This window comes from Flavobacterium sp. H4147 (genome assembly GCF_029360735.1).
In the GTDB taxonomy this organism is placed as follows: domain Bacteria; phylum Bacteroidota; class Bacteroidia; order Flavobacteriales; family Flavobacteriaceae; genus Flavobacterium; species Flavobacterium endoglycinae.
The window spans coordinates 374,847-391,534 of sequence record NZ_JARKNB010000002.1 but is presented as its reverse complement, the minus strand read 5'-3'; the positions used below and the strand labels follow the sequence as shown (position 1 = coordinate 391,534).

Below are 16,688 nucleotides of genomic sequence, written 5' to 3'. Positions count from 1 at the left end.
AAACAGCATCGTTTTTTTATATTATTCTTGGTTAGATTCCAAATACACTTTAAGATTCGAAATATCATCTTTAACCAGCTTTTCAAAATATGGGTTTAAAAGTTTCGCCGCACTTTCTCCTGCAATTCCAAGAGGTGCATGATACGAGATAGTTACGTCTATTTCGGTTGCTTTTCCTTTTGGTTTAAAAACAACTTTCCCAGCATTTTTAATGGTAGATTCTTCAATTGAATTCCAACTCAAAAGTTTATCTTTTTCATCTTTGATAATCTCGGCATTCCAAGATATTTTTCCAATTCCTCCAGGACCTTTTGCTGTCCATTCCGAAATAGTAGAATTAATAGGTTTAACCGAGTCAAGATGATTCATGAACTTTGGCAGGTTTTCAAGATTTCTCCAGAAGGCATACACTTCGCTTACAGGTTTATTAATAACACTGTTTATTCTAATATTTACATTAGACGCTTTATCGTGCATTAAATGTCCAGCTGCATCGTATACAGGACAATATCCAGAAATACCACGTAAAAGCATTGCTCCGCCGGCACCTGCCTGTGTAATATTTTTTTGTTCTTTCGATAATGCATTGTATAGAAGATAAGCACCGCTGGTTACCATTAAAATTCTTTCTAGTTTTGATACATTATTTTTTAATAATGGTTTTGAGTTTTTAGTCAATGTGGTAGTGTTCATAGCTATTTGTTTTAAAATATGGTTTGTGAAATATGATGTTTTATGTGTTGACATTATGATAGATATTTAGCTAAAGAATCTGCCATGGCTGCAGCATCTTCGGTGTAATTTTTAGCATAATATTGTTTTAACTGTGATTTTGTTTTTTTAGAGTCTTTGCTGTGTCCTTCCCAAATAACCCCTAGAGAAGTATATGGTGGAATTACAACACCTACACACGAAAAGAAATTGGCAATGTTTCCTGTAATATGTTCTACACCATCTGAATCTCCTGTAACAATTACGCCTCCTAGTTTTCCATCAAGCGGAGAATCTTTTCCAGAATTTATAATGTCATAAACCTCATCCAGACGCTCAATACAGCGCTGTAATTCAGAAGAATGATTGTTCCACCAAATAGGAGTCGCAAATAGAAGAATATCAGCTTCTAAAATTTTTTCATAAATCTGCGGCCAGTCGTCCTCAATATCCAGATGAGTATAACTGCCCGGAAGAATTTGATGGTCAACGAGTTTAATCACTTCAAATTCTATGTTCTTTTTAGAAAGAAAATCTCCAAAAAATTCAACAAGTATTTCAGTATTCGATAATCCTTTGTTTTTTAATGTGCCTAATAAAATAACTGCTTTCATAATTATTTTTGTTTAACTTAGAGTAAATCTAAAAGTTTAGGTAGTGTGTTGATTTTTAGTTTCTAACAAATTTCTAACTCCCTTTTGACTTTTATTTACAGGATTAAACATTTGATTTATAGATTTTGCATTAAAGACTTTGGTCTGCAGTTTCTGTAAATGCTTTTAAAAATTATATAACCATGCTTTGTAAGAGTGTTTTATTTTTGAGGTATAATTCCAAAGCTTATTTTAAACAATGCAGACAATTAAAGAAGTAAAAAAAGAACAAAGCGCAGTCCACCTGCTTCCGTGGGTCACAGCAACGGCAATGTTTATACAATCATTAGATGGTACAATTCTTAATACTTCACTGCCATCGATCGCAAAAGACATGGGATATACACCAACAGAAATGCATTCGGTTATTGTAACCTATACTTTAACACTGGCTATGTTTATTCCGCTTTCAGGCTGGCTGGCAGATAAGTTTGGAACCAGAACGATGTTTATGATTGCTGTATTCTTATTTATCATGGGATCGTTATTTTGTGCTCTTTCGGTAGATTTACAATCTTTTAATATGTCGCGAGTTGTTCAGGCAGTTGGAGCTTCGATGATGGTGCCTATCGCGAGGCTTGCCATTTTGTATCAATATCCTAAAAGCGAACTGCTTAAAACCATGAATTTTATAACCGTGTTTGGATTATTAGGAATGGTTGCAGGACCTAGTTTAGGAGGTTTTCTTTCTGATAATCTAAGCTGGCATTGGATTTTTCTGGTAAATGTTCCCATAGGAATCATTGGAATTTCGATGGCTTATCGAATTATGCCTAATTTTAAGCACGCCGTAGGAAGGTTCGATTTTCGAGGATTGGTTTATTTTAGTCTGGCTTTGATATTCATTACCATGGTTTTAGAACTTATTGGAAACGGCAGAACCCACATGCTGGTTATTTTGGGATTATTGTTTTTATCAGGACTACTTTCTTTATTTTATTACATTCACTATAAAAGAACCGAAAAACCCATAATTGATCTTCGTTTACTCAACATCAGAACTTTAAAAATAGGATTAAAAGGAAGTTTGATAACCCGATTAGGAATAGGCGGACTTCCGTTATTGCTGCCCCTTATGCTTCAAACCAGTTTTGGTTATTCGGCTTCTGTTTCTGGGTTGTTGCTGCTTCCATCGGCTTTGTCAAATGTTGCCGTAAAACCGTTTATGGTAAACATTATAAAATTCTTTGGTTACAGAACTGTATTAATAAGCAACACCATTCTGTTGGGAATTATATTAATTATTCTTGGTTTTGTGACTAGAGAAACACCGCTTGGGTATTATATTCTGCTGATGATTTTCTACGGAGTTTTCACTTCAATACAAATGTCAGCCATGAATACGATCACACTTTCAGATTTAGATCAGGATACGGCCAGCGGCGGAAATACCATGCTCGTTATCATGCAGCAGCTTTCGGTAAGTTTTGGCGTTTCTGTAGCCAGTTTGGCTCTTTCTTTATTTCAATCAGGGATTTTTGAATTAAATACAGTAAAAGCGTTTCAATATACATTTATTACGCTGGCTGTTTTTACAATTCTATCTAGTTTTACTTTTTCAAAATTAAGCAAAACAGATGGTGCAGGATATATGTAAAAAATATTCTCAGATTTTATTTGGCTTGCTGACATATTTATTTCCTTTTACGAAAAACCGCCAAGGCAGGAGTGCATGATCATCGGCATAATCAACGCCAACACGCGGTACACTGGCAATTTGATTATCGTCGTAGCGAATTCCGTGATCTTCAATCCAGATTTCATCGAGGTCTAATTCTTTTTTATTAAAAGTACTGTCAATTCCTAAAGCTTTAGCTGCAGAACCAGGTCCAGAGGAAATACGAGCATTAGAAGCGCTTAAACCACGCCTTTTTTCTATAACATCTATTCCGGCAAAAGGCTCAACTGCCCGAATTAAAACAGCATGCGGTTCATCTTCAGAAGCGGTGACCACATTAAATAAATAATGAATGCCATAACACAAATACACATACGAGACACCGCCATGATTATAAAGCGTTTCCGTTCTGTTAGTGCGCCTTCCGCCGTAGGCATGCGAAGCTTTGTCGACAACGCCCATATAAGCTTCAGTTTCAACAATAATTCCGGCAGTTATTTCTCCATTTATTTGAGTATAAAGTACTTTACCAAGAAGATCTTTAGAAAGAAAAAGAACATCATGGCTTTGGTAATAGGAAAATGGCAGTTTTGAAGGCTTGCTTTGAAGATTTTTCATTAGATAAAGTCGAAAGAATTTAGAAGATTGCAAATACTTGTTATGGTAAATGTACTCTTCATATGGTACAACTTCAAAATAGTCTGTGACATTTAACATTCGTTACGGACTTAACTATGAATTGAAATTTTACAAATTATCAGATTAAATCCTATAAAGAAAAAGAAGAGATAGATTGTATTTTCATAGTGAGGCAGAAATCTATTTTAAATCTATACCGCAACATCATGATAATCAGTATTACTCTTCGTATTTTAAAATCACTTTCTCTTGTATTTTTCTTTTCCGTGTTTGCTGTAAGTTGTACCACATGGAAAGTGGGCAATTCTGGACAGAAGAAAATTTCCAGCAAAACCTATGTTATTATTGGCGCGTCAAGCGGAATGGGGCGCGGTGTAGCAGAACAACTTGGAAAATATAAAGCCAATGTCGTCATCGCGGCACGAAGAACAGATCTTTTAGAAGAAGTGGCTGACATAATACGCAAAGCAGGCGGAAGAGCCGTAGTCGTAACTGCAGATATGAGTAAACCCGAAGATTTGCTAAGAGTAAGAGAGGCTGCCCTAAAAGAATATTCCAAAATAGACGTTTGGATAAACATGGCTGGAGTAACCGCAATAGGACGTTTTTGGGAAGTTCCAATTGAAGATCAAATGCGGGTGATAGATGTTAATTTAAAAGGCTTTTTCTATGCCAGCAGAACAGCAGTCGATCAATTTAGAAAACAAGGAAATGGCGTCCTGATTAACGTGGCCTCGGTTATGGGTGAAATTCCGCTTGCTTATCAAAGCGGATATTCAGCAACCAAGGCGGGTATACGAAGCTTAGACCTGGCTCTTTGCCAAGAACTTCGGCTTAACGGATATGATAAAATAAAAGTAGTGACAATTGAGCCTTGGGCAGTTGATACGCCAATCTGGAAACACGCGGCCAATTACACAGGTGTAGAACCCAAAATGGCTATGATGGATGATCCTGAAAAAATCGTGAATGCTATTTTAAGAAAATCATTAAGACCTAAAAAAATAGTCCCAGTGGGATGGAAGGCACAAGTTTCGTCATTTAGTGCCAATGTATTTCCAAGATTTTCTGAACGACTTGGAGGTAATATGGTTCAGAAATACATGATTGAAACAGGACCAGAAACGCCAAATACGCAAGGTTCAATCTACGAACCCATTCCAGAAGGACGCGGTATTGACGATGGTGCCAAAGAAAGAATGAAAGAATACAAAAAGAATAAAAACAAATAAGCATTCTTCTGCCTTAATCAAAACCGTTATAAGCATCAAATTTATCGGTGGCTGTCTGAAGAATAGCTTCCTTTTGATATACAGTATTATAAAGTTGTTTCTTCTGTTTTGCAAGTGCAATAAGTTCATCGCTAGCCTTTTTGCGTTCATTTTCCTTTAGTGTTACCAGAAGTTCTCGTTGTGCAATTTCCTTGCGGTCGAAGGTATGCAATGCTTTCAAAGCTTCGTAATATTCAATTGTGGCAGTTTTTAGCGGTTCACTTTCGGGAATGTCATTAGTGGGAAGCTTCTTAAGGTCATTAATCAGGTTATCAAACTCTTTGGTCTGTTGGTCTACAGCAGCTAATGCATCTTGGTAATTATTATCGATCACATATTGCATCTTTTTTTCTCCCCAGCTGTCTTTCCCAAGAATAATTTGAAACAATCTGCGTTCCGATTGGGAAAGAGATTTCTTAAAATCGATTGCTCTTGATGATTCACATGAACTCATCATTACCAGTAGAAAAAAAGGAATAAAAACACTAAACTTCATCATTACAGCTTTTAAGGGTTTTAAATTACAACAAAAAAATAATCAAATTATTATCAAAAGCAATGTAATCAGATAATCTATTGCTTATATTTTTTTCTTTTCTAAATTTGAGGTCTATACATTTGTGGAAACATTTAACTCCTTAAAACCTAATTTGTGAAAAATAATCAAGATACTGCACAAGAAACACAGCTAAAACGTGGACTCACTAACCGACACATTCAGTTAATCGCCTTAGGCGGATCTATAGGAACAGGCCTTTTCCTTGGTATTGGTCCAGCCGCTGTATTAGCAGGACCATCTGTTATTTTAGGATATGCCATTGCCGGAATTATCGCTTTTTTTATCATGAGACAATTGGGCGAAATGGTGGTTGAAGAACCTGTTTCAGGAAGTTTCAGTTATTTTGCTTATAAATATTGTGGTTCGTTTGCCGGTTTTGCCTCAGGTTGGAATTATTGGATTTTGTATATTCTAGTAAGTATGGCCGAATTGACAGCTATTGGCGTTTATGTACAGTTTTGGTGGCCAGAAATTCCGCTTTGGGCATCTAGTTTGTTTTTCTTTCTCGTTATTAATGCTTTGAATTTTGCTTCTGTAAAAGTATACGGAGAAACCGAATTTTGGTTTTCTATCATAAAAGTTGCTGCGATTATCGCTATGATTCTTTTTGGAACTTATTTATTGGTAAGTGGAACAGGAGGAGAGCACGCCACAATTCATAATTTATATAATGACGGAGGTTTCTTTCCAAAAGGTTTTTTTGAGAAAACGGCAAAAGGAGATTTTCAAGGATTATTGTCTGCAATGGCGTTGATTATGTTTTCTTTTGGAGGTTTAGAACTTATTGGAATTACTGCAGCCGAAGCCGAAAATCCAGAAAAAAACATTCCGAAAGCAACCAATCAGGTTATTTATAGAATTCTGATATTTTATGTGGGGGCATTGGTTATTTTATTTGCTTTGTCGCCATGGAGACAGATTACAACAGACAGCAGTCCGTTTGTAATGGTTTTTCAAAACCTAAACGGAATGGAATTTACATTATTTGGACAGAAAATCTTTTTTACAAAACTTATTGCCAATGTGCTTAATTTAATTGTTTTAACTGCCGCTTTATCGGTTTATAATAGCAGTGTTTATAGTAATTCACGTATGTTATTTGGTTTAGCAGATCAAGGAAGTGCGCCTGGTTTTTTAAAGAAACTAAACAAACATTCAGTGCCGGTTAATGCCATTTTAATTTCTTCCTGTTTTGCGGCTATCTGTATTTTAATAAACAAAGTAATTCCAGAAGAATCTTTTGGTATTTTAATGTCTTTAGTAGTGTCTTGCTTGGTGATTAACTGGGTTATGATTTCGTATACACATTTAAAATTCAGGCAAACGAAAGACAAGGAGAACACCAAAACCAAGTTTGCTTCTATATTTTATCCCGTAAGCAATTACATTTGTTTTGCCTTTTTATTGGGTATTTTAGCCATAATGTGGTTGACGAATATGAAAATATCCGTAGAATTAATCCCGATTTGGCTGGGGATTCTTTTTGTGTTTTATAAGGTTTTTAAAAAGAAAGGATAGGTAAGTTTTAAAAATCATACTCCAAGAGTATTTAGCTGAAAAACTTCGCAAATCTCTAAACATTTGCGAAGTGTCTTTAATGTAAGACTTCGCACAGCGAATTGCAAATTCGAGTGATCAGGATTTCATGAAGCTGATTTAATAATTTAATTTTTATACTTAAAATCTAATTAAACTCAAAAATGGAAATCGTATTTATTATTCTGGTAATTTTTCTATTATTTTATGTCCCAAAATATTTTAGGAAACGTAAATAAAAAAAGGTATTTTCTTTTTTAATCTTTTATGATATAATTTGCGTGCACGGATTGAAAATCCGCGCGATCAGTTTTGCGCAAAGATGGTTTGGAAATTTTGCTTGTAATTGGACTTTTCAAAAATCTTGCCTTCCGATAATGGTAATAATCTCTACCCGTTTATCTCCGGTAATTTGGTAGTATATAGTATCTACACCGCAAACACAATAACGATATCCTTTTTTAATGTGATCAGCAGATGGAAATAGAAAAGGGTTTTCCTCTATTTTTTCAAAGCAATCATAAAACATATTAAAATAGTTGTCAGCTTGATTAATCCCAAACTTACCAACTCCATAATAATAAATTCTTTTTAAATCTTCTTTGGCTTCGCTACTTAAATGGTAGCTATACATCAGGAAGATCTTTTTTAAATTCGGCTAACATTTCTTCTCTAGTTTGTTTTTTTACAAATCCGCTTTTTTCTCCCTTATCTATTTTTGCTCTTACAAACTCAAAGTATTCTTCTTGTGAACGAGCCTGCTTAATTAAATAGTTAATAGCTTCACTTTTACTACTAAATTCTTCTGCATTAACCTGATTTTTTAGCCACTCGTCATTAGGAGCAGTTAATGATATGCTTTGTCGTGTCATATTACAAGTTTTTATATTGGTGTAAATTTACACCAAATTTTAAAAAGAAAAGCATATCTAGATGAAATAGTTTTTTCGAACTCTATTATACAACAATAGCGCGGATTTGCAATCCGTGCCCGCTCCTAATATTGATAAAAGCTAGTTTTATGTTAAGATATACTTTGCGGGTATGGATTGCAAATATGCGGGATTATTTCATACTCTTTAAAATTAAAATAGGTATTTATACTCTATTTAATTATTCATTTAAAAATTATTTTGCAAGTTATTTAATGGCTTCAATTTATGGAAAACCGTAAAAGAAAATGAAAGCGGTACTATAAATTTGGCATTGTTTATTGATCAAAAAGATATAGAATAAGTAAACTCGTATTATCTTATTATTACAAAATTTTGAAGAGTTGAAAATATGGCAGGCAAGAAGTTTTACGTAGTTTGGGAAGGGAGAAAAATTGGAATATTCGAAAGTTGGGATGAATGCAAGGAAAGTGTTCATGGTTTTGCAGGTGCAAAATATAAATCTTTTCAAACTTTAGAATTAGCACAGCAAGCATATTCTGAAGAATATGACGACTATAAAGGAAAGAAAATTTTTGAATCGGAGTTGTCTAAAGAAGAATTAGAATTGATAGGTGAACCTATTCTAAATAGCATCTCTGTAGACGCCGCATGCAGTGGCAATCCAGGTTTAATGGAATATCAAGGGGTTGAAACTGAAATTAAAAGGATAATTTTTAAACAAGGTCCTTTTAAAGATGCCTCAAATAATATGGGTGAATTTTTAGCTCTCGTACACGCATTAGCTCATATGAAAAAAAATAATGATATCCGTCCTATTTATTCTGATAGTAAAATAGCCATAAGTTGGATTAAGAATAAAACTTCAAGAAGTAATATTGAACAAACAGAAAATAATAAAGAAGTTTTTGAACTTATGAAACGGGCAGAAAAATGGCTAATATCAAATGAATTTAGCAATGAAATATTGAAATGGGAAACAAAAGCTTGGGGTGAAATTCCAGCTGATTTTGGTAGAAAATAAATTAACTTAAATTAAATCTGTCTATCATAGTTGGCATGAGCAAGATGCTCATACTAGAAGGTTAAATTGTTTTAAAATCGGTGTGATCTATTATTGAGAAGGTTTAGATTTTAACTTATCCTCTTATATGTTGTTTAGCAGTAGATGAAGATATCCTGATTATATTAATAAAAAAGACATCCGTGAAAGAGATAATCATATTAGTACCGCGAAATCTTATTTTCGAACAAACAATAGAATTCATTTCTACGTTTAAGGAAAGAAATGAGATAGGACGTTATATTTTTGATTTTAACGATATGCGAAGAATAGATCCGTTTTCCCTTCTTTTTCTTAGTAGTGAATTGCGATCATTCAAAAAAAATCACCCTCATTGTGAATTTGTTGCAAGAAACTATAGTCATTGTTCTTACGCTGCACACATGGGCTTTTTTCAGTCATTCGGACTTGATTTTGGAAATTTTCCTGGTCAAGCGAGACAAAATGAACGTTATATTCCAATGAAGATTTTTGATGTTCCAGAAATTAAGCAAACTGCAAGAGATTTAGCTATTCACCCAGGTGAGTTTTTAGAAGATTTCGCGAAGGACATAAGTGGAGTGCTAACTCAGAATCAAAATCCAGTGTTAGGTGAAATATTAAAATATAGCATTCGAGAGATTTTACGCAACATAGTTGAACACAGCGAATCGGAAAGATTTGGCTTTTGCGCACAGTATCTACCTTCTCTAGATCGTGTATCGTTTGCAGTGTTAGATCGCGGTATAGGCATAAAATCATCTTTAGGTAATAATCCGCGTTTAAATTTAAAGTCAAACGAAGAGGCAATTAAAGAGAGTTTAAAGCCTGGGGTTTCGGGAAAAGTGTATGCTGGTCAAAAAAATAAGCCAAAGGGGGATTGGGGGAATTCTGGCTACGGATTGTATATGACAAGTAATATATGTAAAGCTAACGGAAGTTTTTTTATCGCAAGTGGCGATTCTGGAATTTATTTATCTGGATCCGATGAAAAATTGCTTGACATAAGTATCCAAGGTACTGCATTAAATTTGACTTTAAATTTGAAGCAACCCGTAGAATTGAAAGATCTACTAAAAGAATTAAGAGATAATGCAGGTCCAAATCAAATAAAAGCTTCAAAGTCAAGTATGAATAAATCTTAAGAATTTATATGCTCATAGCAGCTGTGGTTTTTATCAAGTTTAAATTATACTATTAATAATTACTATTTAGGAAACAAAATATGGAAGAATTAAATATTGATTATATATTACAAAATGTTGTAAATTATATTCTTAGCAGTGATCACGTTGAGAAAGAAAATCTAGTTTTTGAATTACAATATAGCTATGATAACTATCAGCAAAATTTAAATGATCCTTATGAGAGACAAAGAGATCATGATAGATATCATAAATATATTTTAACAGATATTAAAAGGTTTGCATTGTTAATTTCTGTTTTTGAAACATTTGTTTTGCCAACATTATATCTTAAATCTGTACTTAAACAAAATTTAGAAATAAAAGAACTTGAAATTATTCAACTTGAAGATTTTGAACCCAAGATTACTACTAAAAGACCATTCAATTCTCTTTTTAGTACTTATGCTTTTACTGACTTAGGTTATTTACTTTTTGATGATTTGTTTTTAGAAAGTGATTTTATTTAAAATTATTTATTATGGATTTACAAACTGAAATAGAGAATTGCATTAAGAAGCTTTTCTCAATTGGAACAAGTTCTGTTTACACTTTACCCACTAATAAAGGTAATTTGTATGAATTATACTTGTATTTATTAATATTTGAGACATTGAAAAATGTTAGCGGAAATAATGCTACAATAATAAATCCAAATGGCTCTTCAACGTTTAAATTTAGAACAAGTCCTGGAATAGTAAAAAACAGTAAGTTTTCTTATGCAGTAATATTGAAAGGATCAAAAAAATTTGAATTGAGAAATGGTATTGAAATAATTGGTATTAATATAAACCATGAGATGGATATATTATTACTGGAAAATCAGCAAATAGATAATGTAAGACCAAACAAACTAAAAGGAGAATTGGTTTTTGCATTAGAATGTAAGAATCATTCCGCTTTGTCATCTCTTAAAGGTGAAGTTAGGAAATTTTTAGGTGCAATAACTGATTTAACAAGTTTTGATCATAATTTGGCAGGATGTATACATTGTGGAATAGGATTTAAACCATATTTTACAACTCCACTAAATAATAGTCATGCAAATAATTCACTAATGAATTACGCAAATAATTATGGTTTAAATCCAAAATTTAATTTGTATCCTGGAAGTATAGAAGAGTCTAATTTTATTGGTGAAATTCAAACATTATATAACTTACTATAAGTTGAAAATGATAGATAAAATAGAAAAGCTTTTTCAATTCATTTCTAATAATAGAAAATATAATAAAGCTTTACAGGAAAGATATTATCGTTCGATTATTTTACCATATAAAGACGAAAAGGAAAAAATAATTTCTTTATTATACAACATTGCAAACACTCAAAGTCAACCCAAAATAGATAACCTTGCTGAATTTTATAAATCAATTATAACTGATGAACATTCGTTGAAGTCATTTAAAGAATTCGTTGAAAAAATTAATCCAAACGGGAAAAATAATTTTGAAAGCGTTTATAAAGGAATGCTAAATCAAAAAGGATGGGGTTCGAAAACTTCTGCATTAATTTCAAAAAGTATATTTCACTTACATAATGGACAATATTCAGAGGATTTAAAAATTTGGAACGATGTTCCCAAATTAATTGATGAAAAAGATAATTTTTATCTCCCTGTTGATACTGTAATAATTGCTATTTTTAAAAAAATAAACCCTAATAAAAATTGGAATTTTACAAATATAAACTTACTTCTTAAACATAAATATGACGGATATCAAATTGAAATTTGGGATGATTTATGGTTTTGGGGATTTATAACGCAAAATGGAGGTAAAAATAGAAAATTCGAATGGAATGAAAACAAATACTGGGTATTAAAAGAAAGTGACAAAGACAAAATGAAAATAGAAGAAATAAAAAATAAATGTCATGAGTTTTTAGAAATTTTTAATTGCAAGACTGAATAAAAAAAATTACCAAGCATCATAGATATGAAAAAAGAGACTTAAAAAGTCTCTTTTTGTTTAAATATATAGATTACTTATTAATCAACTTCTCAAGCCTAACCATCATTTCCTCTTTCTCCTTCAACATCCTTTCATACAAAGCAATTTTTTCTTCATGCAGTTTTAAAATTTCTTGCAATGGATTAACATTATAAGTACCACCAGAATTGCCTATGAATGCTTCATCATTAAAAGTATTAGAAATAATATTTATCGCTTGTTCTTCATCAAAATTCTGAAAAGCTTCCACAGGAATTTTTAATATGGCTGAGATTTGTTTCAGTATACTATCTTCAATCACGTCTTTTTGCTCCAGCATCGAAATTTTCTTTTGGTTCCAGTCTTCGCCCAGATCATAAGCCAATGCTTCCTGCTTGATGTTAAGCATTTCTCTAAAACGTTTTACGTTTCTTCCCTGATGTATTTTCTGTTCCATAATGAATATCAATTTTCTAAAAGCTCAAAGATAAAGCCGTGTAGTTAAAAATCCTGAGTTTCAAAGATAGGAAAATATACTAGAAAACCGCATCTGTTTTTGTAAGATAATATATCTGTTTTCGGAGTAGATTATTCTTTCTAAAGAATCGAATTTCGTTGAATATTTTAAAACTACAGACCATGAAAAAGAATAAAATATCCTTCGATAAAGGTTTTTGGGCAGGATATGAAGCGGGAAATCCATTTAAAGCAATTATTACCTTTTTTGACTTTGCACATCTTCATTACTATAAGCAAAATTTAACCGAAGCGGTAATCTTCTGCTACAAAACAGAAATCTATAAACAGAACAATCCATCGGATATTTTTGTTTTATATACCGCTTACAGCTTTTTTATTAAAGTCTGTTACTGCCTTAAAAAGAAAAGCAAAAAATGGAAAGTAGCAGCATCTTTACGTTCCGAAACCGTTTTTCATTTTTCTTCGCTTACAAAAGAAGAATACGAAAATCCTTTTATGGTTTTTCAAAAAGCATTCGCCGAAAAAACACTCGAAGATTTTGAATTATTTCTTTATCAAATGCTCGAACTTTCATTGTCGCCACACGCAGGAGATCCATATTTTGATTTAACGACGCCTTATATTCATTTTGTCAGAATGCTCGATGCAGCAGAATTAATCAGAGAAAGAGGCGTCGAGAAAATCAAGAAAGAGAATCAGATTACTTGCGTTACACAATAATATATTTCTAATTTTATCTATTTTGAACTGGCAGATAAATGCATATGGTTGTGCCTTTTAAAGGTTCGCTTACGGCTCTCACAAATCCTTTATGACGAGCAACAATTTTGCTCGCTATTGTTAATCCCAATCCGCTTCCGTAATGTTTTTCATTGCCGTGCAATCTGTAAAAAGGTTCGAATATTAACTTTTCATATTCTTTGGTAAAACCGCTTCCATTATCGCTAACCGTTAGTTTTACATATTTTGAATCAGAATGTGCCTCGATAGTCTTAAGTTCTTCTGGTAAAGCCTCTTGCGAACTTATTTTAATGAGAGGGACTATTTCTTTCTGCGCATATTTGATAGAATTGGTTATTATGTGATGAAACAGTTTGTGTATGTAGGAGGGAACCACAGAAAGGACTGGCAGTAAATCGATATGAATATCTGCTCTGTGTTCCGTAATTATGGTTTTCAGTTCATGAACGGTTTTTTTAACCAAAACATTTAAATCAGTATTTTTGAATGGTTTGTCAGTACAATTAATTTGCGAATATTCTATTAAATCTTCCATAAGCTGATTAAGATTAACCGCAGAATTTAAAAGACGTTTCAAATGATGTCTGCCAGATTCCGAAAGTGTTTTTTCAGTATCCAAAACCTTTTTTCCAAACATATATATTTTGTTTACAGGCTCGAGCAAACTATTGCTAGCCGCACGTGTAAAGTATTCTAACTGCTTTTTGTTATTGGTAATTTCCTCACTTTTATTTTTTATAGCTTCTTTGCTTTTTTCTAGATCTGTAATGTCTTCCAATGTAATAAGAATCATTCCGTCAGGAACAGAATTTTGTATTTTTGAGGCATTTAAAATCATTATTTTCTGGGTATTATCATCTATATTAAATACTATTTTAAAATTCTGGATGGTTTCCTGACTCGATAATTTTTTTAAAACGGCTTCTTTAAATTCAGGAATGTTCCAATGAGCATTTCCTAATTCAAAAATAGAAAGGCCTTCCGCTTCTTCTGGACTGGTGGTAAAGAAGCTATAGAAAGATGCATTAGCACTGGTCACTACTGCATTTTTATCTATAATAAGCATTGGCTCGCGCATTGTATTTACTACAGATTCATATAAATTACGGATTAAAGAAAGCTCTTTGCTGCGGTCCTGAAGTTCGTCGTTAACGCAGGCAAGTTCTTCATTACTCGACTGAAGTTCTTCTTTAAAATGGATAAGTTCTTCACTGCTTAATTTTATTTCGTTTGAATGATGCACTGATTTTTCAGTAATGGTGTGTATGTCTTTTTTAAATTCATTGTTTTCACTTTGTTCCGAAGAAAATAAAGGCATTTTGCGAAAAATAATTAGAGACAAATCTGAGTATGAAGGAAGATAAACGACTTCGAAGGAAGCCAGGAACTTTTGTTTCTTTGAAGCGGTATTTGTGCCTAAGACATTTTTCTTTTTATTTCGAGATTTTAGAATGGCATTTTTTAATTCAAAAGCCCATTCATCGCTTACCATATTTAAAATATTAAAACTTGGTTTTCCAGATGCTTGCTGTAAAAATGAACTTGTATCGCCATGAAAATGAACTATTTCCATTTCACTGTTTATTAGCACAGCAGATGGAGAATAGTGTTGAAGGATATCGGTTGCAATTTTTTCATAATTAATTTCAGCTATTTCGGTTTCTGAAATACTTGTATCGGCAGTATGAATAGGTTTTGTAATAGGAAAGGAGGATTCTATATTTAGTTTTACATCGTTTCTTCTTCCGTATATTTTTTCTTGCTCTTCTACTGCTTTAAATAATGAGGGAACTTGATCTGCTGTTTCAGATTCTCCTAAAAAAAGAAACCCTTTGTTACGAAGAGAATAGTGAAACGAAGCTAAGATTTGAGTTTGTAAATCAGCATCAAAATAGTGCAGAACGTTGCGGCACGCTATTAAATCAATTTTAGAAAAAGGGGCATCTTTAGTAAGGTCATGAACAGCAAAAACACACATATCACGAATAATTTTATTGACATGATAACCGTTGTCTTTTTTGGTAAAATATTTTTCAAGTACTGCTTCGTTTATGTTTTTAACATCTTGTATGTTGTAAATTCCGGAACGGGCTTTTGCAATGCAATGTTCAGATAAATCTGAAGCAAAAATTTGAACGTGAATGTGAAGATTTTTAGTTTGTTCTAAATATTGATGCAGGCTGATGGCGAGCGAATAAGCTTCTTCGCCAGTAGAGCACCCAGCCGACCAAATTCTTATTTTTTCTTGATTTTGATTTTCAATTAGAGAGGGAAAAACACTTTCTGAAAGTTTTTCAAAACATGGGGCATCTCTAAAAAAATAACTTACCGAAATAAGCAGATCGTTAAACAAAGCGGTTTGTTCGGAAGTATTGTCTTTTAATATGGTAAGATAGGCCGTTAGGGTTTCTTTTTTGGTAATTACCATTCGTTTCGCAATCCTTCGCCTTAAAATGTCGGGTCTGTAATAATGAAAATTGGTGCCTGTATGCAAATGAATAGTTTCAATTATTTCATAGAGAGATTGAGTTTCTTCGATTGTAACTGTTTCGTCATTTTCTTCATAAACAGGATGGGAAAGATAACTCTTTTGTATCTGGTTTAATTGAGAAGCAATAGAATGATAAGGAACAAAATAATCGATAAACTCTTCTGTGTTTTTATTTTGAATAAGTCCTTTTTTATGTACAGCTGCCAAAGCTGTTCCGCCAAGTTCTTTGACTTTTTTAAGGCCCGCAAAACTGTCCAATGATACAGCAGAAATAAGAACTGCAATGGTGTGACTTTTATATATATGAGCAATTGACTCATAAAACAGATCAAGACAGTTGTGGTTTATACTGCTTCTATTTTTAGGTTTTAGCTTTAAAATGCCATCTTCGGCTATCAAAAAATTATTTTCGGGAATAATAAAAATGTGATTGGGCTGAAGATTAATTTCATTTACAATTTCAACCACTGGTATTTTGGTGAGAGGCGAAAGAATTTCTTTTAAATTTTCTGTTTTGGGATAATCTAAAGTTTCAAAAATTAGATATGCCATGCCGGAATCTGGTGCTAAATCTGAAATTATATTTTTCAATATTTCAATTTCTGATCCTTTTGTGCCTATTCCAACAACTGAAAAATGATTGTGTAAAGTTTCTTCATTGTGAGTTTCTATATTTTCTTTTACTATGGTAAGCATTTGATGTTGATTTTATTAATATACAAGTGAAAATGTTTTCTTCGCAAAATTGAATGAGCGAAGAGGGCAATATTTTAGAAAACAGTTATTTCATTGGAAATAAGTGTTTACAAAAAATTGCATTCAATAAAATGTAACTTGTATATTTTGGTCATGCATCAAAATGCAGGAAAACTATTTGCAGAAAATACAGCTGCAAATAGATGCTGTAAACCAGCCCATAACAACGTATAGAAAATATAG

At 32.7% G+C, this 16,688-nt stretch carries 17 protein-coding genes; 9 read left to right on the top strand and 8 right to left on the bottom strand.

Features of this window, described 5'->3' with window-relative positions; all coding sequences use genetic code 11:
• Positions 1-21: 21 nt before the first annotated feature.
• Positions 22-693 (bottom strand): SRPBCC family protein, encoded by a 672-nt coding sequence (locus P2W75_RS09485; protein ID WP_207296438.1) that lies wholly within the window; start codon positions 691-693, stop codon positions 22-24.
• A gap of 53 nt (positions 694-746) precedes the next feature.
• A complete protein-coding gene (locus P2W75_RS09480; RefSeq protein WP_276380188.1) occupies positions 747-1,325 on the bottom strand; it encodes a flavodoxin family protein in 579 nt (192 codons plus the stop codon).
• Between the two features lie 238 nt (positions 1,326-1,563).
• Between P2W75_RS09480 and P2W75_RS09475 the strand changes: the two genes are divergently transcribed.
• Complete coding sequence (locus P2W75_RS09475; protein WP_276380187.1) at positions 1,564-2,961, top strand: MFS transporter; 1,398 nt, start codon at positions 1,564-1,566, stop codon at positions 2,959-2,961.
• Positions 2,962-2,970: 9 nt separating this feature from the next.
• On the opposite strand, the gene P2W75_RS09470 is transcribed toward P2W75_RS09475, so the two are convergent.
• Positions 2,971-3,600 carry a DNA-3-methyladenine glycosylase gene (locus tag P2W75_RS09470; protein WP_276380185.1) on the bottom strand — a complete coding sequence of 210 codons (630 nt, stop codon included), beginning with the start codon at positions 3,598-3,600 and terminating at the stop codon, positions 2,971-2,973.
• 227 nt (positions 3,601-3,827) lie between these two features.
• Here P2W75_RS09470 and P2W75_RS09465 point away from each other — a divergent pair, with 227 nt between their 5' ends.
• The gene (locus tag P2W75_RS09465; RefSeq protein WP_276380184.1) at positions 3,828-4,853 is read left to right on the top strand and encodes an SDR family oxidoreductase; all 1,026 of its coding nucleotides are present in this window, start codon (positions 3,828-3,830) and stop codon (positions 4,851-4,853) included.
• Positions 4,854-4,866: 13 nt separating this feature from the next.
• On the opposite strand, the gene P2W75_RS09460 is transcribed toward P2W75_RS09465, so the two are convergent.
• Positions 4,867-5,391, bottom strand: a complete 525-nt coding sequence (locus P2W75_RS09460) for a hypothetical protein (RefSeq protein ID WP_276380182.1) — start codon at positions 5,389-5,391, stop codon at positions 4,867-4,869.
• A 153-nt stretch (positions 5,392-5,544) separates the two neighbouring features.
• Here P2W75_RS09460 and P2W75_RS09455 point away from each other — a divergent pair, with 153 nt between their 5' ends.
• Positions 5,545-6,969 carry an amino acid permease gene (locus tag P2W75_RS09455; RefSeq protein ID WP_276380181.1) on the top strand — a complete coding sequence of 475 codons (1,425 nt, stop codon included), beginning with the start codon at positions 5,545-5,547 and terminating at the stop codon, positions 6,967-6,969.
• A 373-nt stretch (positions 6,970-7,342) separates the two neighbouring features.
• Here P2W75_RS09455 and P2W75_RS09450 read toward each other — a convergent pair whose 3' ends face one another.
• Together P2W75_RS09450 and P2W75_RS09445 are read right to left on the bottom strand one after the other, a co-directional pair.
• Positions 7,343-7,621, bottom strand: coding sequence for a type II toxin-antitoxin system RelE/ParE family toxin (locus P2W75_RS09450; RefSeq protein ID WP_276380180.1), 279 nt, complete (start codon positions 7,619-7,621; stop codon positions 7,343-7,345).
• Positions 7,614-7,859, bottom strand: coding sequence for a CopG family transcriptional regulator (locus P2W75_RS09445; RefSeq protein WP_276380179.1), 246 nt, complete (start codon positions 7,857-7,859; stop codon positions 7,614-7,616). The genes P2W75_RS09450 and P2W75_RS09445 overlap by 8 nt, the downstream gene beginning before the upstream one ends.
• A 412-nt stretch (positions 7,860-8,271) precedes the next feature.
• Between P2W75_RS09445 and P2W75_RS09440 the strand changes: the two genes are divergently transcribed.
• The 5 genes from P2W75_RS09440 to P2W75_RS09420 all read left to right on the top strand — a co-directional run bounded on the left by P2W75_RS09440 (position 8,272) and on the right by P2W75_RS09420 (position 12,019).
• A complete protein-coding gene (locus P2W75_RS09440) occupies positions 8,272-8,904 on the top strand; it encodes a ribonuclease H family protein (protein WP_276380177.1) in 633 nt (210 codons plus the stop codon).
• A gap of 182 nt (positions 8,905-9,086) precedes the next feature.
• Positions 9,087-10,067: a hypothetical protein gene (locus P2W75_RS09435; protein ID WP_276380176.1), complete on the top strand. Its 981-nt coding sequence runs from the start codon at positions 9,087-9,089 to the stop codon at positions 10,065-10,067.
• Between the two features lie 80 nt (positions 10,068-10,147).
• Positions 10,148-10,576, top strand: coding sequence for a hypothetical protein (locus P2W75_RS09430; protein ID WP_276380175.1), 429 nt, complete (start codon positions 10,148-10,150; stop codon positions 10,574-10,576).
• Between the two features lie 11 nt (positions 10,577-10,587).
• Complete coding sequence (locus P2W75_RS09425) at positions 10,588-11,274, top strand: hypothetical protein (RefSeq protein ID WP_276380174.1); 687 nt, start codon at positions 10,588-10,590, stop codon at positions 11,272-11,274.
• A 7-nt stretch (positions 11,275-11,281) separates the two neighbouring features.
• Complete coding sequence (locus P2W75_RS09420; RefSeq protein WP_276380173.1) at positions 11,282-12,019, top strand: hypothetical protein; 738 nt, start codon at positions 11,282-11,284, stop codon at positions 12,017-12,019.
• A 70-nt stretch (positions 12,020-12,089) separates the two neighbouring features.
• Here P2W75_RS09420 and P2W75_RS09415 read toward each other — a convergent pair whose 3' ends face one another.
• Positions 12,090-12,494 (bottom strand): XRE family transcriptional regulator, encoded by a 405-nt coding sequence (locus P2W75_RS09415; RefSeq protein ID WP_276380172.1) that lies wholly within the window; start codon positions 12,492-12,494, stop codon positions 12,090-12,092.
• Positions 12,495-12,676: 182 nt separating this feature from the next.
• On the opposite strand from P2W75_RS09415, the gene P2W75_RS09410 reads away from it, so the two are divergent.
• On the top strand, positions 12,677-13,237 hold the full coding sequence (locus P2W75_RS09410) for a hypothetical protein (protein WP_276380171.1): 561 nt from the start codon (positions 12,677-12,679) through the stop codon (positions 13,235-13,237).
• A 13-nt stretch (positions 13,238-13,250) separates the two neighbouring features.
• Here P2W75_RS09410 and P2W75_RS09405 read toward each other — a convergent pair whose 3' ends face one another.
• Positions 13,251-16,445, bottom strand: a complete 3,195-nt coding sequence (locus P2W75_RS09405; RefSeq protein WP_276380169.1) for a CheR family methyltransferase — start codon at positions 16,443-16,445, stop codon at positions 13,251-13,253.
• Positions 16,446-16,688 lie beyond the last annotated feature (243 nt).

Excerpts from the sequence above, each read along its gene's own strand:
- P2W75_RS09425 (WP_276380174.1), top strand. The coding sequence starts at position 10,588 with ATGGATTTACAAACTGAAATAGAGAATTGCATTAAGAAGCTTTTCTCA.
- P2W75_RS09480 (WP_276380188.1), bottom strand. The coding sequence starts at position 1,325 with ATGAAAGCAGTTATTTTATTAGGCACATTAAAAAACAAAGGATTATCG.
- P2W75_RS09440 (WP_276380177.1), top strand. The coding sequence starts at position 8,272 with ATGGCAGGCAAGAAGTTTTACGTAGTTTGGGAAGGGAGAAAAATTGGA.
- P2W75_RS09410 (WP_276380171.1), top strand. The coding sequence starts at position 12,677 with ATGAAAAAGAATAAAATATCCTTCGATAAAGGTTTTTGGGCAGGATAT.
- P2W75_RS09420 (WP_276380173.1), top strand. The coding sequence starts at position 11,282 with ATGATAGATAAAATAGAAAAGCTTTTTCAATTCATTTCTAATAATAGA.
- P2W75_RS09405 (WP_276380169.1), bottom strand. The coding sequence starts at position 16,445 with ATGCTTACCATAGTAAAAGAAAATATAGAAACTCACAATGAAGAAACT.
- P2W75_RS09450 (WP_276380180.1), bottom strand. The coding sequence starts at position 7,621 with ATGTATAGCTACCATTTAAGTAGCGAAGCCAAAGAAGATTTAAAAAGA.
- P2W75_RS09460 (WP_276380182.1), bottom strand. The coding sequence starts at position 5,391 with ATGATGAAGTTTAGTGTTTTTATTCCTTTTTTTCTACTGGTAATGATG.
- P2W75_RS09485 (WP_207296438.1), bottom strand. The coding sequence starts at position 693 with ATGAACACTACCACATTGACTAAAAACTCAAAACCATTATTAAAAAAT.
- P2W75_RS09465 (WP_276380184.1), top strand. The coding sequence starts at position 3,828 with ATGATAATCAGTATTACTCTTCGTATTTTAAAATCACTTTCTCTTGTA.
- P2W75_RS09415 (WP_276380172.1), bottom strand. The coding sequence starts at position 12,494 with ATGGAACAGAAAATACATCAGGGAAGAAACGTAAAACGTTTTAGAGAA.
- P2W75_RS09470 (WP_276380185.1), bottom strand. The coding sequence starts at position 3,600 with ATGAAAAATCTTCAAAGCAAGCCTTCAAAACTGCCATTTTCCTATTAC.
- P2W75_RS09475 (WP_276380187.1), top strand. The coding sequence starts at position 1,564 with ATGCAGACAATTAAAGAAGTAAAAAAAGAACAAAGCGCAGTCCACCTG.
- P2W75_RS09430 (WP_276380175.1), top strand. The coding sequence starts at position 10,148 with ATGGAAGAATTAAATATTGATTATATATTACAAAATGTTGTAAATTAT.
- P2W75_RS09445 (WP_276380179.1), bottom strand. The coding sequence starts at position 7,859 with ATGACACGACAAAGCATATCATTAACTGCTCCTAATGACGAGTGGCTA.